Annotated in this window: 24 protein-coding genes; 9 read left to right on the forward strand and 15 right to left on the reverse strand. The window is 67.2% G+C overall.

All coding sequences use genetic code 11. From position 1 onward, the window contains the following. Positions 1 to 561 carry a carboxymuconolactone decarboxylase family protein gene (locus tag TX88_RS01180; RefSeq protein WP_044514027.1) on the reverse strand — a complete coding sequence of 187 codons (561 nt, stop codon included), beginning with the start codon at positions 559 to 561 and terminating at the stop codon, positions 1 to 3. 104 nt (positions 562 to 665) lie between these two features. On the opposite strand from TX88_RS01180, the gene TX88_RS01185 reads away from it, so the two are divergent. The 3 genes from TX88_RS01185 (at position 666) to TX88_RS01195 (ending at position 3,370) form a co-directional block, all read left to right on the forward strand. Further along, the gene (locus TX88_RS01185) at positions 666 to 1,214 is read left to right on the forward strand and encodes a TetR/AcrR family transcriptional regulator (RefSeq protein WP_044514028.1); all 549 of its coding nucleotides are present in this window, start codon (positions 666 to 668) and stop codon (positions 1,212 to 1,214) included. A 43-nt stretch (positions 1,215 to 1,257) separates the two neighbouring features. Beyond that, the gene (locus TX88_RS01190) at positions 1,258 to 1,974 is read left to right on the forward strand and encodes an SDR family NAD(P)-dependent oxidoreductase (RefSeq protein WP_044514030.1); all 717 of its coding nucleotides are present in this window, start codon (positions 1,258 to 1,260) and stop codon (positions 1,972 to 1,974) included. A gap of 244 nt (positions 1,975 to 2,218) precedes the next feature. Continuing rightward, positions 2,219 to 3,370, forward strand: coding sequence for an MCE family protein (locus tag TX88_RS01195; protein ID WP_084621954.1), 1,152 nt, complete (start codon positions 2,219 to 2,221; stop codon positions 3,368 to 3,370). Here the strand turns inward: TX88_RS01195 and TX88_RS01200 are convergent. Then, positions 3,360 to 3,782 (reverse strand): DUF1761 domain-containing protein, encoded by a 423-nt coding sequence (locus TX88_RS01200; protein ID WP_044514031.1) that lies wholly within the window; start codon positions 3,780 to 3,782, stop codon positions 3,360 to 3,362. The two genes, TX88_RS01195 and TX88_RS01200, sit on opposite strands and share 11 nt — an antisense overlap. A 70-nt stretch (positions 3,783 to 3,852) precedes the next feature. On the opposite strand from TX88_RS01200, the gene TX88_RS01205 reads away from it, so the two are divergent. Then, the gene (locus TX88_RS01205) at positions 3,853 to 4,503 is read left to right on the forward strand and encodes a winged helix-turn-helix transcriptional regulator (protein WP_044514033.1); all 651 of its coding nucleotides are present in this window, start codon (positions 3,853 to 3,855) and stop codon (positions 4,501 to 4,503) included. Here the strand turns inward: TX88_RS01205 and TX88_RS01210 are convergent. From TX88_RS01210 to TX88_RS01220, 3 genes are all read right to left on the reverse strand, one after another. Then, entirely contained in the window at positions 4,500 to 5,399 is a 900-nt protein-coding gene (locus TX88_RS01210) for a DMT family transporter (protein ID WP_044514035.1), read from the reverse strand. The genes TX88_RS01205 and TX88_RS01210 overlap by 4 nt on opposite strands. A 115-nt stretch (positions 5,400 to 5,514) precedes the next feature. Further along, a complete protein-coding gene (locus TX88_RS01215) occupies positions 5,515 to 5,802 on the reverse strand; it encodes a hypothetical protein (RefSeq protein ID WP_044514036.1) in 288 nt (95 codons plus the stop codon). 118 nt (positions 5,803 to 5,920) lie between these two features. Next, positions 5,921 to 6,613 carry a histidine phosphatase family protein gene (locus tag TX88_RS01220; RefSeq protein ID WP_044514038.1) on the reverse strand — a complete coding sequence of 231 codons (693 nt, stop codon included), beginning with the start codon at positions 6,611 to 6,613 and terminating at the stop codon, positions 5,921 to 5,923. Positions 6,614 to 6,642: 29 nt separating this feature from the next. On the opposite strand from TX88_RS01220, the gene TX88_RS01225 reads away from it, so the two are divergent. Both TX88_RS01225 and TX88_RS01230 read left to right on the forward strand, forming a co-directional pair. After that, positions 6,643 to 7,302: an O-methyltransferase gene (locus TX88_RS01225; protein ID WP_044514039.1), complete on the forward strand. Its 660-nt coding sequence runs from the start codon at positions 6,643 to 6,645 to the stop codon at positions 7,300 to 7,302. Between the two features lie 27 nt (positions 7,303 to 7,329). Then, positions 7,330 to 8,148 carry a DUF2127 domain-containing protein gene (locus TX88_RS01230; RefSeq protein ID WP_044514041.1) on the forward strand — a complete coding sequence of 273 codons (819 nt, stop codon included), beginning with the start codon at positions 7,330 to 7,332 and terminating at the stop codon, positions 8,146 to 8,148. Here the strand turns inward: TX88_RS01230 and TX88_RS01235 are convergent. After that, positions 8,057 to 8,923 (reverse strand): AraC family transcriptional regulator, encoded by an 867-nt coding sequence (locus TX88_RS01235; RefSeq protein WP_209446940.1) that lies wholly within the window; start codon positions 8,921 to 8,923, stop codon positions 8,057 to 8,059. The genes TX88_RS01230 and TX88_RS01235 overlap by 92 nt on opposite strands. A 24-nt stretch (positions 8,924 to 8,947) precedes the next feature. Here TX88_RS01235 and TX88_RS01240 point away from each other — a divergent pair, with 24 nt between their 5' ends. Continuing rightward, positions 8,948 to 10,210, forward strand: coding sequence for an amidohydrolase family protein (locus TX88_RS01240; protein WP_044514045.1), 1,263 nt, complete (start codon positions 8,948 to 8,950; stop codon positions 10,208 to 10,210). A gap of 4 nt (positions 10,211 to 10,214) precedes the next feature. Here the strand turns inward: TX88_RS01240 and TX88_RS01245 are convergent, their stop codons facing one another. From TX88_RS01245 to TX88_RS01265, 5 genes are all read right to left on the reverse strand, one after another. Then, a complete protein-coding gene (locus TX88_RS01245) occupies positions 10,215 to 10,718 on the reverse strand; it encodes a hypothetical protein (protein ID WP_044518975.1) in 504 nt (167 codons plus the stop codon). After that, positions 10,715 to 11,920: a cytochrome P450 gene (locus tag TX88_RS01250; RefSeq protein WP_110917989.1), complete on the reverse strand. Its 1,206-nt coding sequence runs from the start codon at positions 11,918 to 11,920 to the stop codon at positions 10,715 to 10,717. Before TX88_RS01250 ends, TX88_RS01245 begins: the two co-directional genes overlap by 4 nt. Positions 11,921 to 12,042: 122 nt before the next feature. Then, complete coding sequence (locus TX88_RS01255) at positions 12,043 to 13,779, reverse strand: ABC transporter ATP-binding protein (RefSeq protein ID WP_044514048.1); 1,737 nt, start codon at positions 13,777 to 13,779, stop codon at positions 12,043 to 12,045. Next, a complete protein-coding gene (locus TX88_RS01260) occupies positions 13,776 to 16,358 on the reverse strand; it encodes an ABC transporter ATP-binding protein/permease (RefSeq protein WP_044514050.1) in 2,583 nt (860 codons plus the stop codon). Before TX88_RS01260 ends, TX88_RS01255 begins: the two co-directional genes overlap by 4 nt. After that, positions 16,358 to 17,041, reverse strand: coding sequence for a TetR/AcrR family transcriptional regulator (locus tag TX88_RS01265; protein WP_244438312.1), 684 nt, complete (start codon positions 17,039 to 17,041; stop codon positions 16,358 to 16,360). Before TX88_RS01265 ends, TX88_RS01260 begins: the two co-directional genes overlap by 1 nt. 138 nt (positions 17,042 to 17,179) lie before the next feature. On the opposite strand from TX88_RS01265, the gene TX88_RS01270 reads away from it, so the two are divergent. Continuing rightward, the gene (locus tag TX88_RS01270) at positions 17,180 to 17,809 is read left to right on the forward strand and encodes a TetR/AcrR family transcriptional regulator (RefSeq protein WP_044518977.1); all 630 of its coding nucleotides are present in this window, start codon (positions 17,180 to 17,182) and stop codon (positions 17,807 to 17,809) included. Continuing rightward, positions 17,793 to 18,467 carry an enoyl-CoA hydratase-related protein gene (locus TX88_RS01275; protein WP_044514051.1) on the forward strand — a complete coding sequence of 225 codons (675 nt, stop codon included), beginning with the start codon at positions 17,793 to 17,795 and terminating at the stop codon, positions 18,465 to 18,467. Before TX88_RS01270 ends, TX88_RS01275 begins: the two co-directional genes overlap by 17 nt. Here the strand turns inward: TX88_RS01275 and TX88_RS01280 are convergent. Genes TX88_RS01280 through TX88_RS01290 form a run of 4 tightly spaced genes read right to left on the reverse strand, consistent with a single transcriptional unit; the run spans position 18,464 to position 21,315 of the window. Further along, positions 18,464 to 19,354, reverse strand: coding sequence for an SDR family NAD(P)-dependent oxidoreductase (locus TX88_RS01280; protein ID WP_044514053.1), 891 nt, complete (start codon positions 19,352 to 19,354; stop codon positions 18,464 to 18,466). The genes TX88_RS01275 and TX88_RS01280 overlap by 4 nt on opposite strands. Before the next feature lie 52 nt (positions 19,355 to 19,406). Then, positions 19,407 to 19,691, reverse strand: coding sequence for a hypothetical protein (locus TX88_RS33035; RefSeq protein WP_084621752.1), 285 nt, complete (start codon positions 19,689 to 19,691; stop codon positions 19,407 to 19,409). Positions 19,692 to 19,735: 44 nt separating this feature from the next. After that, positions 19,736 to 20,158 (reverse strand): Zn-ribbon domain-containing OB-fold protein, encoded by a 423-nt coding sequence (locus TX88_RS01285; RefSeq protein ID WP_044514054.1) that lies wholly within the window; start codon positions 20,156 to 20,158, stop codon positions 19,736 to 19,738. 5 nt (positions 20,159 to 20,163) lie between these two features. After that, complete coding sequence (locus TX88_RS01290) at positions 20,164 to 21,315, reverse strand: thiolase family protein (protein WP_044514056.1); 1,152 nt, start codon at positions 21,313 to 21,315, stop codon at positions 20,164 to 20,166. Positions 21,316 to 21,381: the final 66 nt, after the last annotated feature.

Raw genomic sequence — 21,381 nt, forward strand, 5'->3', positions numbered from 1 at the left:
TCAGCTCCCCATCGAGGCGTAGAACTCGTCGGTGCCCGCGCCGTCCTCGAGTTGGACGTCGAAGGTGTTGAGGGCGAAAGCCAGCGTGCTGTAACCACCGAAGGTAAACATCAGGTCCATCCGCTGCTGGTCGTCGAGCCGCAGGCCCAGGCGCTCCCAGGTCTGCGCGGAGATCCGCGAGCCGGCGTGCAACTCGTCTACCGCGTCGAGCACGGCCTGATCGAATTCGTCTGCTGCCGAGCCACTTCGGGTCGACTCGACATCGTCCTCGGTGAGCCCGACCTGCACGGCCATCGCGCTGTGATGCCCCCACTCGTACACGCAACCGTGGTGGTACGCGGTCCGCAGGATCACGAGTTCGCGAATGCGCTCGGGCAGCGTGGAGTCCTTCTGCAGGTAGGTGTTGAACGGCAGGAACGCGCCGGCCAGGACCGGATGGCGGACCAGGGTCGACAGCGCGTTTCCCGCGTTGTCGGGGTTGCGCCGCTCCGGCGGCACCGTGGAGGCCAGCGCCTCGCGCGCCTGATCGTCCCAATCCTCTGCCGGCAACGGCGTCAGCATCCGCACAGTCCTTCCAACATGCCGATCTGCTTTACGATCGACTAGTAACGTACTTTACGATCGTAAAGTAGATCGGCTAAGAATGCACACGGAAGGGAGGACAGGTGGACGCCACCCGCGAGCGGCTCGTCGAAGCCGCCGTCCGGCTGATCACCCGCCACGGCTTCGCCGGCACATCGCTGCAGATGATCGCCGACGAACTGGGGTTCACCAAGGCGGCGATCTATTACCACTTCCGCACCCGCGAACAGTTGTTGAGCGCGGTGGTCGAACCGTTCCTGACCCGGCTACAGACCGTCATCGAAGAAGCCGAGGGACAGCGCAGCGCCGCCGGCCGCGCCGATCAGATGGTGCGCGGCTACGCCGAACTGGCGGTCCACAACCGCGCCCTGGTCTCGGTTCTGGCCAGCGATCCGAGCGTGAACGAGGCGCTGCGGAACCGGCCGGAATGGGACGGCGTGATCAACAGGCAGATGGCCCTGCTGACCGATGTCGATCCGGGCCCGGCGGGGACGGTCAAGGCCGCCATGGTGTTCTCCGGTATCGCCGGGGGCGCGGGCGTCGCCGGCGAGGACACCTCCGATGAGGACCTCTCCCGCTACCTGATCGACGCGGCGCGCCGCACCCTCGGCCTGCGCGCTCCCCGGCGCTGACGAAAACGATTGATATTCAAATGAATTACCGAAAGGAACTCCCATGACCACCCCGCAGCAGAAGACAGCGCTGGTGACCGGAGGCGCATCCGGCATCGGCAAGGCGATCACCGACCGCCTCGTCGCCGACGGATACCGGGTCGCCACCCTCGACCTCAATGCGACCGACGCCGAGTACTCCTACGCCGCCGACGTCACCGACCGGGCCCAGGTCGATGCCGTCTTCAAGGCGGTCCGCGAGCAGTTGGGCCCCGTCACGATCCTGGTCAATTCGGCCGGTCTCAGCGATTTCACGCCGTTCACCGACCTCACCTTCGAGCGCTGGCAGAAAGTCATCGACGTCAATCTCAACGGCGTCTTCCATGTCGTGCAGGCCGCCCTGCCCGACATGATCGAGGCCGGCTGGGGCCGCATCGTCAACATCTCGTCGTCGAGCACGCACTCCGGTGTCCCGTACATGTCCGACTACGTCGCCGCCAAGTCCGCCGTCAACGGGCTGACCAAGTCGCTGGCGCTGGAATTCGGTCCGGCCGGGATCACCGTCAACGCCGTACCGCCGGGTTTCATCGACACGCCGATGCTGCGCGCCGCGGAATCCCGGGGCGAACTCGGCGATATTCGCGACACCATCAAGGCCACACCGGTCCGCCGAATGGGCAAGCCCGAGGACATTGCTGCCACGTGTTCATTTTTGATCTCAGAAGAAGCCGGCTACATCACCGGCCAGATCGTCGGCGTGAACGGCGGTCGTAATACCTGATCAGCGCCTACGCTGTGACGGGGGTCTCCCGGTACCGGCGGTTTGATCTTCGCCGCACCGGGGCCTCAGTAGTTGCACTTATCTCTGGTTTTTTGGGACAGTTTGCTGAACTTAGTTTTTTGGCTGCGTCAATAATTCGGAGGTTTGCCGCGTGGCCTCATCCACCGCGACACTGCGGGACCGCTTCGAACAGCGGTTCAAGCACTGGCGGTACGACCCGCCGTACAAGACCGCGTGCGCGGGGATGGCCATTCTGCTGGTCGCGGTGCTGGCGTTGACGTGGATGCAGTTCCGGGGCGCGTTCGAGGAAAAGACGCAGCTCACCGTGCTGTCCAACCGATCCGGTCTGTCGATGGACCCGGGCTCGAAGGTCACCTTCAACGGGGTGCCCATCGGCCGGCTGACCGCCGTGGACGTGGCTGAGGTCGACGGCGAGCAGCAGGCCAGGCTGACCCTGGACATCAAGCCCAAGTACCTGAAGCTGATCCCGGAGAACGTGACCGCCGAGCTGAAGGCCACCACGGTGTTCGGCAACAAGTACATCTCGTTCGTCGCCCCGGACAATCCGTCGCCGCAGCGGATCTCCCCCGACACACCGATCCGTGCCGCGGGAGTGACCACGGAGTTCAACACCCTGTTCGAGACCATCACCGCGATCTCCGAGCAGATCGACCCGATCAAGCTCAACGAGACCCTGACCGCCACCGCGCAGGCCCTCGACGGCCTGGGCGACAAGTTCGGCCAGTCGATCGTCAACGGCAACGACATCCTGGCCGACCTCAACCCCCGCATGCCCCAGATCCGCCGCGACATCTCCGGCCTGGCCGACCTGGGCGAGGTCTACGCCAACGCGGCCCCGGACCTGTTCGACGGCCTGACCAACGCGGTCACCACCGCCCGCACGCTCAACGAGCAGCGCGGGAACCTGGACCAGGCCCTGGTGGCGGCGGTCGGCTTCGGCAACACCGGCGGCGACATCTTCGAGCGCGGTGGGCCGTACCTGGTCCGCGGCGCGCAGGACCTGCTGCCGGTCAGCGCGATGTTCGACCGCAACAGCCCGGCGCTGTACTGCATGATCCACAACTACGCCGAGTCCGCGCCCAAGTTCGCCCAGCAGACCCGCAACGGCTACGCGTTCGAACTGCAGGACTTCCTGGTCGGTGCGGGCAATCCGTGGGTGTACCCGGACAATCTGCCGCGGGTGAACGTTTCCGGCGGCCCCGAGGGCCGGCCGGGCTGCTGGCAGCCGATCACCAAAGATCTGTGGCCCACTCCGTACCTGGTGATGGACAGCGGGGCCTCGATCGCGCCGTACAACCACTTCGAACTCGGCCAGCCGCTGATGGCCGAGTATGTCTGGGGCCGCCAGATCGGTGCGCACACGATCAACCCGTAGCTGCCGGCTGCAAGAGCCCGATGACGAGGCTCATCGCGAGGAAGAGCGCGAGTTGATAGGCGGTGTTGATCACCGTCAACTTGGGTGACTTGAGTTCGAAAGCGTTGTGCTGAAGGAGCGTCGTCGCCGAGAACGTCAGCCATGCGGCGAACCCGACGACGAGTGCGAGCCACACCGAGTGGTTCCCGGTTGCCGAAGCGGTCACGGCGACCGCGGCAGCGAGCCCAATCGCCGTGACCGCGTTGGCGATCAACAGCTGGATCATGTTTCGCCTGCTGGCGGCTTTGGACTGTTCCGGGGTGATGCCGGTGAGATTCCACCAGACCTCGACGAACAGCTTCCCGTACCAGACACCGGCGACCACCATGCCCGCGACGAGGGCGAGCACGACACCGAGCCAATTGATCTGCATCCCAAGCCATCCTGACTGTTGGTCGACCGAAGCTTGCGGCGATGTAGCGCACTTTATAAAATCAACCACGATGGATGAAGTCAAGCGCTTTGGCTCACGCTCTTACGGCCAGTTCTGCGCCCTGGCACGGGCGCTCGACGTCGTCGGCGACCGCTGGAACCTGTTGATCGTGCGAGAACTGCTACCCGGCCCCCTGCGATACGGCGAACTGAAAAGCTCGCTCGGCGGAATCGCCACGAACCTGCTCACGGAGCGGCTGAGGAGCCTGGAAGGCAGTGGGATCCTTGAGCGGCAACTGGGGGAGTCAGGGGTCGTCTACGCCCTGACGCGCTGGGGATCCGAATTACGCGAACCCATGGAAGCACTGGGCCGGTGGGGCGCACCGCTGGTGGCGACAGGCCGCGGTGACGACTACTTCCACCCGCGCTGGCTCGTCCTCGCGATCCCCGCGCTCCTCCAGGGCACGACGGCGGATCCGCCTCTGTCCGTCGGCCTCGAGGTCGAGGGGTACCTGATCAATCTCCGCATCGATCAAACCGGTCCGCACGCCACCGCCGCCCACGAGCCGCGACCGAGCACGATCCTGAACGCATCGCCGGACACCGTGGTCGCCCTCGCTGCCGGCGCGATCACGGTCGACCAGGCGATCGACGCGGGTCATCTGGAAGGTGACGCAAAGGACCTGCGCAGGGTGTTCCGGCGAAACCCGCCGAGAACCTAGCGGTCGGCCGCCTTGACCTCCAGTTCGGCCTCGAGCTTCTCCTCGTAGGCGCCCTCGTCACGGCCCAGTGCGATGGTGGCTGCGGCCATCGCACCGATCGCCACCGACAGGGCCACCGGTTCCCAACCGGTGATCGACAGGTGCTCGCCCAGTACGACAGAGCCGAGCACGACCGCCACCACGGGCTCCAGCACCAGCATGGTCGGCACCGAGGTCTGCAGCGATCCGGCGTGAAACGCCGACTGCTGCAGCAGCGTCGCGATGACCCCGAGTGTCACCACCAGATACAGCGCGGGCGTGGTCAGCACGGCGAGGACACCGTCCACGGCGATCGTGTGCATCACGATCTTGGTCAGTACCGCGACGACCCCGAACATCACGCCGACCGCGAGTGCCAGCAGCACCGCGCGGCGCCAGTCGGTGCTCCGCGTGGCGGCCAGGACACACAGGCCGACCGCGGCCGCGCAGACCACGACGACGGTGACCGTGGTGGCCACCGACACTCCATAGGTTCCGGTGCTGGCCCTGGCCAGCGCGACGAACACGGTCAGCGCCCCGGTCAGCAGCAGGGCCCACAGCCATTCGGCACGACTGACCCGGCGGTGGGCCAAGCGGGCGCTGAGCGGAAGCGCGAACAACAACGCCGATACGAGTACCGGTTGGACGAGCAGCAGTGAGCCGAATCCGAGCGCCAGCGCCTGGAACGCGTACCCGGCCACCGCGGACGCGGTTCCCGCCCACCACAACCTGCGGCGCAACAGGGTGCGCAGCATGACTGTGCTGACACCCTTCTCGGGCGGAACATCCATGGTGGCGCGCTGTCGCACCACAATGCCGACAGCCGCGAAGACCGCTGCGCACAGGGCGAACAGCACCGCAAGACTGTTGCCGAGCAAGCCTCGTCAACCCCTTTCGGGCCAGTGTGTCGGCCCCCTCTAGAGGGGAGAAGGCCAGTGCCCTCCAACCGTAGAGCGCTGACGGTTGGCGCGCCGCCCGGGGTTGTACCGGGATCTAGACAACCTGCAGATGCCGCTTCGGGGGCTCGTCGGTGGATCCTGCGGGGTCGGCAGGCGGCTCGGGGGCGATCTTGTCGTTGACGTTGGCGACTGCCAGGTCAACGCGGTTCACCGCGTTGTCGCACAGGTCGCGGACCCGGCCGCTGGCGGTCTCGACCTCGTCGGCGGCACTGCGCAGGTAGGCCCTGAGGTTGATCCGGAGCCGCTCGCCGGCCCTACGTGCCCGCAGCCGCACTCGGTCGTCGACCTCGACGGTCACGTATGGCAACAACCGAAACCTCATAGCCCCGCTCCCATCTGCGATTGCCTTGGCTCACAGTATCCGCGCCCGGCCGTGGTTCGAGCCAGACGTGATCGGCGCCGCATTTCGGCAGTCTATGACCGGCAGGTCACATCGGCAGCTAGCTTCCGGCCCCGTCCCAGTCGGTCAGGGTCCAGCCGTCTGTCGGATTGCCCTTGATGACGACATAGCCGGTGTTGTCCAGCGGGTGTTGCATGAGCAGTTGGGGATTGGGATTACCGACGTTCATCTGGACCCACAACATGATCGCGGCGCCGTGCGAGTACGCGACGGGGTTGTCGTCGCCGCTGTCGTAGATCTGCTGCACCGCCCCGTCGAACCGGGCGTCGAACTCGTTGCCGTCGATCGAACCGGGTATCCGCGCACTCCGGTCCCCGCGCAACCACTGCTCCGGCGCCGCAAAGTACGTCTGGACCGCGCTCGCCTCGGGTTGGCCCTCGTAGACGCCTGCCTCGACCTCATGGAGTCCGGGCAGCACGGTGACCGGCTCGCGGAGGGTGTCCGCCATGGGCTGGGCCGTCTGCTGGGTCCGGACCATGGTCGAGGCGAAGATGCCGTCGTAATGGTGGGGCGCGAGCCGCTGCGCGCTGGCGACGGCCTGCGCCCGGCCCAGGTCCGTGAGCGACGGTCCCGGGGTCGAGCTGTCGATCAGTCCCGAGGCGTTGCCCGCCGACTGGGCGTGCCGGACGAACGTCAGGGTGATGGAGCGGTAGCCGCCTGCGGCCGCAGGCGGCGCCAGCAGGGTCGCGACGACGAGCGCAATCACCGCGCCCAGGATTTGTAGCCGACCCATTCTCAGCCTCTCCGCGTAGTTTCATTAGCATGACTACCCTTAACGATGACAGGGTCGCACGGGCCCTGGACCGCATGTACACCGCGTCCGCCGAACAGTTCAAGAAAATGCGTGAGGACGGGTCCCGCCGGTTCGCCGACCTCTCCAATGCCACCGCCCAGGAACGTGCCGATGCGCTCAGCGACATCTACATGCCGGTGACCCCCGAGGCCGGCCGCCTGTTGTACTCGCTGGTGCGGGCCACCAAGCCGGCGGTCGTGGTCGAGTTCGGGATGTCGTTCGGCCTCTCGGCGCTGCACCTGGCATCGGCCGTGCGCGACAACGGTTCTGGGCGGGTTTTCACCACCGAGCTCAGCGCCGCCAAGATCGCGGCGGCCAAGCAGACGTTCGCCGAGACCGGCCTCGACGACGTCATCACCGTGCTCGAAGGCGATGCGCTGGAGACGCTGAAGTCGGTGACCGGCGACATCGGGTTCGTCCTGCTCGACGGTTGGAAGGAGCTCTATCTCCCCGTGCTCCAGCTCCTGGAGCCCCAGCTGACCACCGGCGCCCTGGTGGTCGCGGACAACACATCGATGGCCGACACCCAGCCCTACCTGGATCGGGTCCGGGACTCGGCGAACGGATATGTCAGCGTCAACTTCCTCGCGCGCGACAGCGACAGCATGGAGCTCAGCTGCCGGGTCTAGCGCACCGCGCACCGTTACGGTGCTGACATGGTGGATTTCGCACTGCGGTCGTGCGGGCTGCGGGGGCACGCGACGTTCGCCCCCGACGAACCCGAGCTGCGCGACCGGCTGCGGGTAGACACCCCGGTCGGGGAGGCATGGCGCTGCCTGCGGTGCGAGACGTTCGTGGTCGGCCCGCCGCGCGGGCACGGGCCTGCCGACACCGCACCGGAGATCCCGCGCGGGCGGCTGCTGCGCGACCGCACCATCATGCGGCTGCTCGCCACCGAGCGGGCTGTCCGCGGCATCGTCCTCGTGCTGCTGGCAGTCGGCATCCTGAAGGTCCGTGCGTCCCGCAGTGAGCTGCAGGACGCGTTCGAGAAGGACGTTCCGCTGATGCGGCCGCTGGCCGATCAGATCGGCTGGAACATCGACGATTCCAAGATCGTCCGGCACATCGGTGAAGCCTTCACGCTGTCGTCGACAACCCTGCTGTGGATCGCCGTCGGGGTGGCCGCCTACGCCCTGATGGAGTTCGTCGAAGCCGCCGGCCTGTGGATGATGAAGCGGTGGGGCGAGTACTTCGCGGTGGTCGCCACCGGCGTCTTCCTGCCGCTGGAGATCTACGAGCTGACCGAGAAGGTGACCGTCCTGCGCCTCGGTGCGCTGGCGATCAACCTCGCCGCGGTGATCTGGTTGCTCTGGAGCAAAAGGCTTTTCGGGATCAACGGCGGCGGTGTGGCCTACCGGGCCGAGCATCACACCGAGAGCCTGCTCAGTGTCGAGCGGGCCGGGTTGGCTGCTCCAGGTGTTCCTCACGGGCGCGAGACCGATACGCCGACGGAGTCTCACCGCAGAACTGACTGAAGCATCGGGTGAACGAGCTGAGGTTCTCGAATCCCACGGCGGTGGCGGTCGCCTGCACAGACTGATCCGGCCCGGCCAGCAGTGCCATGGCCCGCAGCATCCGGGCGTGCAGAAGGTATGTCCGCCACGAGATTCCGATCGTCTCGGTGAACAAGCGTCGCAACGTCCGCTCGGACACCGCGACGGCCCGGCTGACATCCTCGGCGGTCACCGAGGCGAGGTGTTCCTTCGTGTGGGCCAGCGCGGCGGCCACGATCGGGTGCTCGGTGGTCGGCAGACTCAGCGGCGCCTCGTGATCGAGCGCGTCGGCGACGAGGTTGGCCAGGGTCCGGAAGAACGTGTCGGACGTGTCGTCGCCGTGCGCGCGGTCCACCGGCCAGCGCAGCCCGTAGATCATCATCTCGCGGATCAGTGGCGAGACCGCGATGATCCTGGCCCGGTCCCCCGGATCGGCGATCAACTGCGGATCGAACATCACCGCGACGGTTTTGACGTCGGGGTTCATCACCGCCTGGTGCTGAAGGCCGGCCGGAATCCAGGCGGCCTGCTGCGGCGGCAGCAGATAGTGCGCGGCGTCGGTCTCCACCTCGACCACGCCGTGCAGTGCGTATTCGATCTGGTGCACCTCGTGGGAGTGCCATCCGGTGATCAGCCCATCGCCCTCGTAGAGGTAGCTGCCGGCCAGCGCGCGACCGCCACGGCGCAACTCGATGACCGGCCTGGACATGTTGGCCGATTGAGTCAAACCTCTGTCCGAAAGTGCAGAGACGGTCACGCTGTCCGAGGGTACTACTGGACTATGCAGACCGACGACCTGATCCTCATCAGCATCGACGACCACGTCGTCGAGCCGCCCGACATGTTCCTCAACCACGTGCCGGCCAAGTACAAGCCCGAGGCACCCATCGTGGTGACCGACGACAAGGGCGTCGACCAGTGGATGTATCAGGGCCGCCCGCAGGGCGTGTCCGGCCTGAACGCCGTGGTGTCGTGGCCGGCCGAGGAGTGGGGCCGTGACCCGGCCGGGTTCGCCGAGATGCGCCCGGGCGTGTACGACGTGCACGAGCGGGTCCGCGACATGGACCGCAACGGAATCCTGGCCTCGATGTGCTTCCCGACGTTCACCGGGTTCTCCGCACGCCACCTGAACATGCACCGCGAAGAGGCGACGCTGGTCATGGTGTCGGCCTACAACGACTGGCACATCGACGAGTGGGCCGGGTCGTACCCGGGCCGGTTCGTCCCGATCGCGATCCTGCCGACGTGGAACCCCGAGGCCATGTGCCGCGAGATCCGCCGCGTCGCAGCCAAGGGCTGCCGGGCCGTCACCATGCCGGAACTGCCGCACCTGGAAGGACTTCCGAGCTACTTCGACGAGGACTACTGGGGCCCGGTGTGGCAGACCCTTTCCGAGGAGAACGTGGTGATGTGCCTGCACATCGGGACGGGCTTCGGCGCGATCAGCATGGCCAAGGACGCCCCGATCGACAACCTGATCATCCTGGCCACCCAGGTCTCGGCGATGTGCGCGCAGGATCTGTTGTGGGGCCCGGCGATGCGCAACTACCCGGACCTCAAGTTCGCCTTCTCCGAGGGCGGAATCGGTTGGATTCCTTTCTATCTGGACCGCAGCGACCGCCACTACACCAACCAGAAGTGGCTGCGCCGCGACTTCGGCGACAAGCTGCCCTCCGACGTGTTCCGCGAGCATTCGCTGGCCTGCTACGTGACCGACAAGACCTCGCTCAAGCTGCGCCACGAGATCGGCATCGACAACATCGCCTGGGAATGCGACTACCCGCACAGCGACTGCTTCTGGCCCGACGCACCCGAGCAGGTGCTGGCGGAGCTGAATGCCGCGGGCGCGAGCGATTCCGACATCAACAAGATCACCTGGCAGAACTCGGCCCGGTTCTTCAGCTGGGATCCGTTCCAGCACACCGCACGTGACCAGGCCAACGTCGGCGCACTGCGCGCCAACGCCACCGACGTCGACACCTCGATCCGCCCGCGTGCGGAGTGGGCCCGCCTCTACGAGCAGAAGCAGCTCACCAAGGCCTGATCTGTCAGGCGCGAAGAGGTAGGCCGCCGCCCTGTGCGTTCATCGACGTGAACGCCTCGGCGGCGGACACCTCGTCGGCAGAGGTGCAGGCGGCGGTGACGGCCAGGGTTTTGAATGCCCGTGCGGCCGCGCTCAGGCTGTGCCCGAACAGGTGGGCCGGATCCGGCGATTCCCCCCAGACCAGCGCCTCCACGTAGCCGGACGGAAGCTGTTGGCCGTCACCGGAAATCGCGCGGGCATATGCGTCGGCACCCATGACCAGGACACACTGTTCCTCGTCCGGAAGCCCCGATGATGTCGCCTCATCAACGAGCTCGGCGCCGAGAATCTGAACCGGGCGAGTGTCACCCGGCGCATCGGCGTTCTCAAGGAGCTGCACGCTGACCCGCCAACCACTCATCATCCGGTCGACGATCAGTCCCCCGGCGTTGACGGCCAGTTCCGCGGCATCGCGGGCCATCACGTGCATGCGGTATCCCACGGCGCCGCAGCTCTTCTCGCCTCTCATCGCAGCACCCGCACCGGCACGTGCGCCCATCCGGCGACGTTCTGCATGCTCACCCGTTCGCACCGGTCCCAGGCCACCTCGTAGCGGGGCATGAAGTCGAGGAGCCGGTCCAAGGCGATACTGCATTCCAGCCTCGCCAGTGCCGCGCCGAGGCAGCTGTGGATCCCATATCCGAATCCGAGGTTCTGGGCTTCGGTGCGGTCCCTGTCGATGTCGAACGTGTCGGGCTCCGTCCACGCGTCGGGGTCACGGTTCGCCGAGCCGCCGACCAGGAACACCGGCTTGCCCTCGGGAATCGTCACGCCGTGCAGGTGAATCTCGCGCTGCGAGCGACGCACGTTGTACTGGGCCGGGGCCTCGTAGCGAAGCAGTTCCTCGATCGCCGCCGGGATCTTGCCGCGGTCCTCGCGCAGGCGCTGCCACTGTTCGGGGTGACGGCCGAACATCACCACGGCCGCGCCGACCAGCTTGGTCACCGTCTCCGCTCCGGCACCGCCGAGAAGGGTGGCGAATCCGGCGATTTCGGAATTGCGCAGGCGGGTCAGCTCGCCGTCCTCACGCTCGATCTCGGCGGAGATCAACCGGCTGATCATGTCGTCGCGCGGCTCGGCACGGCGCTGTTTGATCAGGTCGTAGTACATCAGCCAGGTCTGGGCCATCGCCTCGACGCCGGCCTCGGACACCTCGATCTGACCCGGCTCCCGGTGCAGTTGCTCGTCGATCCACAGCCGCACCTGCTGGCGTAGCTCCGCGGGGACCCCGAGCATCGCGGTGATGACCTCGACCGGGAAGAACGCCGAAAAGTCGGCGACCACATCGAATTCCTGTGGATCGACGCCCGCGAGATAGCGGTCGATCTGCTGCGCCACCATGTCCTGCAGGGCACTGATGGCCCTTGGCGTGAACACCTTGTTGACCAGGCTGCGCATGTGCCGGTGCTCGGGCGGATCCATCGAGATGATCATCTTCGCCGGGACCTTCTGCCCGGTCCGCACCATGGCGAGATCGACCCCATACGCCGACGAGTACGTCTCGAAGTCCTTGAACGCGAAGGACACATCGGCATGCCTGGTCAGCGCGTAGAAGTCGTACTCGGCGCTGTAATAGACCGGCGCTTCCTCCCGCATGCGCCGATACGTCTCGTACGGACCGTTGAAGAAGTCCGCCGAGAACGGGTCGAACACCACCTGCGACGTCGTCAACATGACCTCCGGCCGGATAGGCAACCTGCCCCGATGTCACTCTGGGACGCCCAACTGTAATGGTTACAGTAGGTTCAGTTCAAGTATCCGATCGGCTAGTACGCGGACGGCGTCGCGGCGCCCTAGTGCGTGATCTGCCAGTCCGCGGCCTCGCGCTGCTGATTCCAGAACTCGTCAAAGCGTCCGTGCGCGGCCAGCAGTTCGTCGATGCTGCCGTCCTCGACGATCCGTCCGCCGTCGAGGAACAGCACCCGGTCCGCGTGCCGGATACTTGCCAGCCGGTGCGCGACGATCACCCGGGTCCGCGACCGCTCATCGGCGGTCAGGGCATCGACCACGGCCGCCTCGTTCTCGGTGTCCAGCGCACTGGTCGCCTCGTCCACCAGCAGCACGGGCGCCGGCTTGACCAGGGCGCGGGCGATGCTGACCCGCTGCCGCTCACCGCCCGACAGTGCAGTGCCTGCCTCACCGACCTTGGTGCCGTCACCGTCGGGCAACCGCCCGGTCAACTCGTCCACGCGAGCCAGCCGCGCCGCGGTGGCGAGTTGCCCGGCATCGGCATCCGGATCGCCGACCAGGATGTTGTCCCGGATCGTCCCGTCGAACAGGTAGGGATGCTGGAACACCACGCTCGTTGCCGCCCTGCGTGTTTCGGTGTCCATGTGGGACGTGTCGACGCCGTCGATCAACACCCGCCCGGCGCTCGGTTGGTGCAGCCCCGCAATGAGCGACAGGATGGTGCTCTTCCCCGAGCCGGACGGCCCGACGATCGCGGTGGTGCCGCCGGGCTCGAGGACGAAGCTGACATCCTCCAGCACCGGGGTGTTGCCGTAACCGAAAGTGACGCCATCGAATTCGATCCGGGGCGCAGTGTTCGCGGTCAACGTGGCCGTGCCGGTGACCATCACCGGGGCGTCGAGCACCGCGCGGATCCGGTCGAGTGTGGCCCTGGTGGATTCGATCGCCGGGGCCAGCTCCGACAGTGAGGTGAACGGCTCGAGATAGCGCGCGGCGACGACGATCATCGCGATCGCCTCGGGCACACCGAGGCTGCCGCGCACGGTCAGGAACGTAGCCATCCCGGCCAGGATCAGCAGGGCCAGCTGGCTGGCCAGGCTGAACAGCAGCTGTCCCGGCACCTGCATCAGCAGCAGCCGCATGCTGGCACCGTGCTGCGCGGCCAACGCGTCGCCGACCATGCTGCGGGCCGGCTCGACCCGTCGGGCCGCGCGCAGCGCCTGCTGGGTGCGGGCGAACTCGATGATGCGTTCGGTGAACGCCCGGTTGGTCTCGTCGGCCACCGCGTCGGCCTTGCGGCTCAGCCGGCCCGAGGCCCAGAACGCCCCGAGCAGAATCACCACGCCGGCCAGCGCGGCCAACCCGAGCGGGACCGAGATGACCAGCAGGGCAAGCGCGATGGCCGCGGGCAGCAGAATCGCGCCGATCAGCGGGGTCAGCAGGTTGACCACCATGCCGACCAGTTCGGGTCCGGTGGCGGCGATCGCCTGGCGGGCATTTGCGGTGTTCGCGCCACCGTCGCCACCCAGCCAGTCCATCCGGATGCTGGGCAGCCGGTCGGCCACGTCGTGCTGGGTGTGATCGAGCAGCGCGAAGCCGAGGTCGAATCCCAGCCGCGAGGTCGCGGTGTCGACGATCCAGCCGATGACGGTCGCGGCGGTCAGCCAGCCGAGCCACGGCAGCGCGTCGCGCGGCGCGTCGCTGAACAGCGCTGCCACGAGGGGAATCAACAGCACCGTGCCTGCCGCACGGATCACCACGGAGACCAGGGTGAGCGCGGTGTAGATGCCGACCTTGCCACGGCGGTCGGCCGGGATGAGGGCGATCAGGGTGCGGATCATCGTGCGGCCTCTCCTGCCGTGACGGCGTCGCCGGGGTGCAGCGACTGCCCGGTCTGCCAGAGCTGGTGGTATCGCCCGCCCGCGGCCAGCAGTTCTTCATGCGTGCCGGTTTCGGCGATCTGTCCGTCGTCGAGCACCACGATCTGGTCGGCGTGGGTGATGGTGTGCAGCCGGTGGGCGATCACCAGTACGGTCCGGTCCTTGGTCAGCCGGTTGAGTGCCTGCTGCACAAGGTATTCCGATTCCGGATCGGCGAAGGCCGTGGCCTCGTCGAGGATCAGCACCGGGGTGTCGGCCAGGATGGCCCTGGCGATGGTGAGCCGCTGCCGTTCACCGCCGGACAACGCCGACGACGCACCGAGCACCGTTTGATACCCGTCGGGCAGCCGCAGCACGCGTTCGTGGATCTGGGCGTCGCGCGCGGCCTGCTCGATCCGTGCGGGGTCGGCCTCCGGGTCGGCCAGCGCGATGTTCTCGGCGACGGTGCCTGCCACGAGCTGGGTTTCCTGCAGCACGAAGCCGATCCGGCGGTACAACTCGTCGGCGGACAACGACCGGATGTCATTGCCGTCCAGGCTGATCGATCCCGAGTCGACGTCGTGGAAGCGCGCGAGCAGCGCGGCGAGGGTGGACTTTCCCGATCCCGACGGGCCGACCAGCGCGGTCACGGTGCCCGGGCGCAAGGTCAGCGACACGTCCTTGATCACCGGGACACTCGGCCGGTACCCGAAGGTCACCCCGTCGAACACCACGGCACCCGGGGCACCCGGCTCGCCCTCGTTCTCCAGCAGCGCGAGGTCCGCCTCGTCGAGGGCGTTCTGGATGCGGCGGGCGGCCAGCATGCCGCCGCGGATTCCGCCCAGCCCGTAGCCAACGCCCAGCAACCGGACCCCGAATGTGGTGCCCAGCAACAGGAACGGCAGCAGGTCGACGGGGTTCATCGAGCCGCCGATGATCATCGGGGTGCCGACGGCGGCGATCAGCCACAGGAAGGTGCCGGGCCGGGTGACCAGGTCCATCAACGATTTCTTCCCGGTGAAGGGACGCTGCCAGCCGACCAGGAAGCCGATGTACTCGTCGAGGCGGCGGCGGAAGCTCGACGACGCGGCACCGCCGAACACCCGGACGACGGGCTGGCCCTCGAGGTAGGCGCCGGCCTCGCCGCTCATCCGGTCGGCCCAGCGTTGAGCCTGACCGATCTTGGCGCCGGACTGGATGGTCATCACCGACATCAGCACCAGATAGGTCAGCACCGGGATGAACAACACCAGTGCCAGCCGCCAGTCGACGGTGAACAGGTAGACCAGCACGGCCACCGGGGCAACCACCGCCGCAACGGCATCCGGGATCGCGTGGGTCACCAGGTAGTGCAGCGACAGGGTGTCGTCCTGCACCAGCTGCTTGATCGAGCCCGACCCGCGTGCGGTGAACCAGCCCAGCGGTAATCGGGCCATCTTGGTCAGCAGTCGAGTCCGCAGCTCACGGGCGAATTGTGCGTCGAGGCGGTGCAACCACAGGGTGAGCCCGGCACCCAACAGCGCGCCCAGGCCCAACAACCAGAGCGCGGTCAAACCCAGTGTCCACAAGCGGGATTCCTCGGCCCCGGCGAGTAGCAGCCGGGCCAGTTCGACCAGCAGGACGAACGGGGCCAGCTGGATCAGGGTGATGAGTGCCTGCAGCACACCCGACACGATCAGCGGAGTCTTCAGCGGGGCCAGCAGTCGGCCCGCACCCTGTGCCCGCCAGGTTCCGCGGGCCGGCGCAGCAGCGGCCGGTGTGGCAACAGGTTCGGCGGCTTTGACTTCGGCTTCTGAGGTGGCTTCGGGGGTCGCTTCGGTGCGATCGGTGCCCATCGCCCGGCCCTCGGTCCAGTAGGCCTGGGCGTGCAGTTCAGATTTGGGAAAGCCGAACTCATCCTTCAACCGTGTACGCAGATGCTTCAGCGAGCCGGCCTCCGGCGTCACCCAGCAATACCAGTCCGACCAGTCCCGCGCCTCGACCGCTGCCGCCAGCGACGCGGTGTCGTGGCGCTCGACCCAGTGCACGCGCAGCCGCGGATGCTCGGCGATGGGGATCAGCAGGTCGTTCTCGTCATGCTTCTCGAGATACACCTCGATCGGAATGTCCTGTGGCAGAGCACCGATGATCCCATTGATGGCAGGGGTCGCCGCCGCGTCTCCGATCAGCAGATATCCGGCGGGCAGGTCGTCGGGCACGGTGAATCCCGTCGAGCCAAGGGCCATCACCGGGATGGTGTCGCCCGGCTTGGCGGTCCTGGCCCATTTCGACGCCGGCCCCGACGGTTCGTGCAGCACCACGTCGACCGCGAAATGCCCGGTCGCGGGGTCCATTTCGGACATGGTGTAGCCCCGCTGGAACTCGGTCTTCGACCCGTCGGGATCGGGAACCCAGAACCGCAGGTACGACGTCGGCTCGGCGACGGCGTCCTCGAACACCGTCGGTGACACCAGGCGCAGGCGCAGCAGGTTCGGTGTCAGGTAGGTGGTCTCGACCACGGTCGCCTGGTGATCGCGCGCGCCGAAGCCGCGCATCATCACTCCCTGGAATCCACGTGCCATCAGCGGTCCCCTCCCCTGGCGGTCAGATCCGCCACGATGTCGGTAATCGGCCTGCCGGGTGCCACGGACGTCAGCAGTCCCCGGATCAGCGCGGTCATCAGAAGTTCGAGATATTGCGGACTGCTCAGCTGCATGCCCGCGGTGTGCACCGGGCCCAGGGCGGCGTCACCGGCCAGGCGCTGGGCGGCGGCATCGCGTTCCACGACGAATTCGTCGCCGCCGCTGGCCTCCGCCTTGAGCTCGTGCTGGGCCGCCAGCCCGATGGCCAGCACAGCCACCGAGCTGCTCAGCAGCGCCGCGCCCTCGGCGGTGTAGCCCCGCTGGCCCAGCGCGGCGATCTCGTCGGCGAGCAGCTGTGCACCGGCTTCCCCGCGCGGGAACAGCACCTGCATGTAGGTGGCCAGGCCGGGGTTGTTCAGGGTGTAGCGGTGCAGGCTGACCCCGAAGGCCAGCAGATGGTCCTCGACCGATCTGTCCGGATCGTCGACGAACTCGAGCTCGGCCAGCAGGCTCTCCCCGACCAGCCGTTCGAGCTCCCAGCGGCCGCTGATGTGGCGGTACAGCGCGGTCGCCGACACCCCGAGGCGGGCGGCCACCGCGTTGACGCTCAGGTTGCGCATGCCGAGGTCGCGTCCTGCGGCGACGATGTCGGACACCGCGATGAGCGGCGGGCGCCCACCCACGCGTGCTACACGCGTGGGGACACCGGATCCGGCCACGACCACCTCCACAGGAAAGTTACCCCCACAAACTAAGGGTCACCTTACTGATCGTCAACCGCTTCGTTAGTAACAGAGCGATTGCTCTGTTACGGTGACGCGGTGCCACGTCCTCGCCTCTACGACCCGGATGCGGTCCTCGACGCCGCGGAATCCCTGGCCGTGCACTCCGGACCGGCATCGGTGACCATCCGGGCCATCAGTGACGCGGTCGGGCTGTCCAACGGCGCGCTGTACCACTCGTTCGGCTCGCGGGCCGGCCTGCTCGGTCAGGTCTGGCTTCGTGCCGGGCGACGGTTCCTGGCCCTGCAGCGCGAACTGGTCGAGGCGGCGCAACAGGGTGCCGACGGGATCGCCGCGGCGGCCTACGCACCGGTGATCTTCGCCGAGCGCCACCCGGCCTCGGCACGGTTGCTGCTGCAGGTCCGGCGTGAGCAGGTGCTCGGTCACGATCTGCCCGCCGAGTTGGCCGAGCAGGCACGTGAGCTGGAAAAGCAGTTGGTGGACTTGATGATCGAACTCGCGGTGACTGCGTGGGACCGGCGCGACCGGGCCGCCGTGGACACCGTGACGACGTGCATCGTGGACCTGCCCACGGCAATCCTGCTGCATCGCAACCGCCTCCACGACCCGACTGCCCGCCACCATCTCAATGCCGCCGTGGCGGCCGTGCTGGCAGTGGGTCCTGCCCCCAACCCCCGAAAGAAGGAATCCCATGGCAACAACCCTTGACTACGACGGCGAGATCGCCATCCTCGACCTCGGCGACGACGAGAACCGGTTCTCCCCGGAGTTCCTCGACGAGGTCGACGCACAACTCGACGCCGTCCTGGCCAAGGGCGCGCACGGCCTGGTCACCACGGCCGACAGCAAGTTCTACTCGAACGGCCTTGATCTGGATTGGCTTGGCGCCCACAGTGATCAGGGCGATTGGTACGTCGGCCGGGTGCAGGGCCTGCTGGCGCGGATGCTGACGCTGCCGATCCCGACGGCCGCCGCGGTGGTCGGGCACGCCTTCGGTGCCGGCGCGATGCTCGCCACCGCCCACGACTTCCGGGTGATGCGTGACGACCGCGGCTTCTTCTGTTTCCCCGAGGTCGACATCCGGATCCCGTTCACCCCGGGAATGGCCGCGCTGATCCAGGCCAAGCTGACCCCGCAGGCGGCGGTCGCGTCCATGACCACCGGCCGCCGGTTCGGCGGCGTCGATGCCAAGGCCTACGGACTGGTCGACGCCACCGCCCCCGAGGGCTCGGTGACCACTGCGGCCACCGATCTGCTGCGCCCGTTGGGCGGCAAGGATTCCGGCACCCTGGGCGCGATCAAGCAGGGCATGTTCGGCCCCGCCGTCGTCGCCCTGACCGCTGCCGGTTCGGGGGCGGCCCGCTAGACCGGTATGACGGTGCCGGTCTCCCGCTCGGCGAATTCTACGACGCCTGCGGCGATTTCGTAGTCGCAGGCCACCGCGGAGCGCCCGATGAGCACCGGTCCGCCGCGCAGGCCGAACCTGCCGTCGACGCCGACATAGCTCCCGGGCGGGATCGGCTCGCTCAGGCAGTACAGCGTGGGTGCGGCGCCGGCGTCGATGTCGTTGGCGAACACGTCAGCCACCGCCTTCACGCCGCGCTGCACCGCACTCATCAACGGTTTGTCCGAGACGTTCGGCAGGTTGGAAGCCACCCAGCCCGGATGCGTGAGTTGGGTGACCACCGGCGATTTGGCAGCCCGCAAGCGGCGGTCGAGCTCCAGGCCCCACAACATGACGGCCAGCTTCGACCGGCCGTATGCACCCATCACGGCCCACTTGTGGTGGCGCAGGTGCATGTCGTCCAGCCGCAACGTCGCCGACTTGTGCGCTTCCGAGCCGACGTTGACGATCTGCCTGCGGATCCGGCCGAACAGCAGATTCGTCAACGCGAACGGGCCGAGAAGGTTTGTGCCGATGGTCATCTCGAAACCATCGACCGTGTCGGTCCGGTGTTGGGTGAGCGCACCGGCGTTGTTGATCAGGATGTCGACGTCACCGTCGAGGCGCCCGGGAAAGGCTCGCACCGAAGACAGGTCGGCGAGGTCGAGTTCGATCACCTCGGTGGATCCGCCGATCTCGGCCGAGCGTTGCGCGCCCAGATCGGTGTTACGCACCGCGAGGATCACGTGCGCACCGGCGCGCGCCAACGCCCTGGCCGTACCGAGGCCGACCCCGTTGGTCGCCCCGGTCACGATGACGCGGGTGCCGGTGAGATCGCCGAGACGGCCGGGCGTCCACTGCGTGGTCATGGCAGGGTGACCATCCCGGCAAGGTCATGCCGGGACGACCACCACCGGGATGTCAGTTGCCCCAGCCGCGCTGGCCGTCCCAGCCACCGCAGATACCGTTGAGGCAGCCGTGGCCCCAGCCACCCTGGCCCGGGTTCCAGCCGCCACAGCCGTTCCAGCCGGGACCGCTGTCGCAGCCACCGCCACCGCCGGCGTCGCCGCCGCCGCTGGGCTGAGCACTGATTGTCGTTGTCGAAGCAGGTGCGTCGGTCATAAGTGCGGCGGTCGGTCCTGCTGCAATCACCGCTGCGGCTCCCGCTACGAACACTGATCCCATGAGTTTTCGTATGGTTAGCATGGCTCCATACTCCTCTCCTGTGAGCCTCCTGCCAAGTGATGTGATCAAGCCCGCGTGTAGCGCAGCATTGTCACACCAGTCCCAGCAAAGGCGTCCGGGTAATCGCAGAAAACGGGCTTGACCCGCATTCCGACGCAGAGTTCCTCGGGTGCGACGTCAACGAGTTCCGTCGAGAACCGCGGACCCTCATCCCATTCCACGATACCCAAAATTTGCGGAACGGCGTCGGCGAAGTGCGGCCCGACCGGGCGGCGCGCCACGGTGAACGAATACAGCGTGCCCATCCCCGAGATCTCCCGCCACTCGAGGTCATCGGCGAGCGTCCGGGGCGCCAGCACCCGGGGATAGAACACGTAGGCCTGGGTCGACGGCGAATATTGGATGACGATGCGATGCTGTGCCAGCGCATCCCAGAACGGTGCGCTGGTAGGAGTTTTCACCGGCATCGGCCGGGCGAATCCGGTCATCGGTCTCAGTCGCCTTCCAGGATCAGAGTGGTTTGCTCGGACAGGATGCCACCGTTGCCCGACACGAACGCGCGGTTGCAATCGGTGACCTGGGCGGCGCCGGCGCGGCCCATGATCTGGCGGGTGGCATCGCAAACGTGATGCATGCCGCCGGCCAAACCTGCTTGCCCGAAACCGAGTTGGCCGCCGGCGGTGTTCAGCGGGAAATCGCCGCGGAAAGTGAGGTCGTGATCGGAGATGAAGGACATGCCCTTGCCCTTCTCGCAGAACCCGGCGTCCTCCAGGCTGAGCAGCACCGTGATGGTGTAGCAGTCGTAGATCGACACCATGTCCATCTGATCGCGGGTGAGCCCCGTCATCCCGAACGCGGTATCGGCCGCCTTGCGGATCGGTGTGTCGAGCAGGTCCTCGGCGTACGTGGGCGTCTTGAAGGGCACGTGCTCACCAAAACCCTTGACCCACACCGGCCGGTTGCGGGCCCGGGCGGCGACCTCGGCGCTGGCCACGACGACGGCGGCCCCGCCGACGCACGGCATCACGATCTCCAGCATGTGCAGCGGATCGGCGATCACCGGGCTGGCCAGCACATCCTCGACGCTCAGCGGAGTGTCTTTCCAGATGGCGCCGTCGGTGTGGTTGGCGTTGACCCGCTGGTCCACCACGATCTTGGCCATCGCCCGCTCGTCGTAGCCGTACTCGTAGGCGTAGCGCTGGGCCACCTGCCCGTAGGGGCCGTTCTGGCCGAGGTTGCCGTAGGGAATCTCGAATTCGGCCTGCGGTGAACCGAATTGGTTGCTCGACGACCCGAAGAACACCGCGTCGGTCAGCGCCTTCGGCTTCAATTCCGAGCTCGAGGTGATGTAACGAGCAGGTAGGGCGCACAGCACCACGTCGCACAAACCGAGTTCGATCGCGGCGGCCGCCCGCCACACCATGCCCGCCGCACTGGCCCCGCCGAGGTCGAGCAACTCGGCGAAGTTAGCTCGTACGCCCAGGTATTCGGCCACCGTGGACGGGACGAAGATCTCCGACTCACCCAGGTGCGAGGTGACGATGCCGTCGACCTGCTCGGCCGACAGGCCGGCGTCGTCCAAAGCGGCGGCGGCCAGCAGCGCCCACTGTTCCAGGGTGAACGGTGCCGGACCCGCCTTGTTCATCTTCTCGGGAGGCAGTTCGACGTAGCCGACGATCGCGGCCTCGCCCTGTAGTCCCCTACGCGATCC

It is taken from the genome of Mycolicibacterium septicum DSM 44393, assembly GCF_000455325.1.
Taxonomy (GTDB): Bacteria; Actinomycetota; Actinomycetes; order Mycobacteriales; family Mycobacteriaceae; genus Mycobacterium; species Mycobacterium septicum.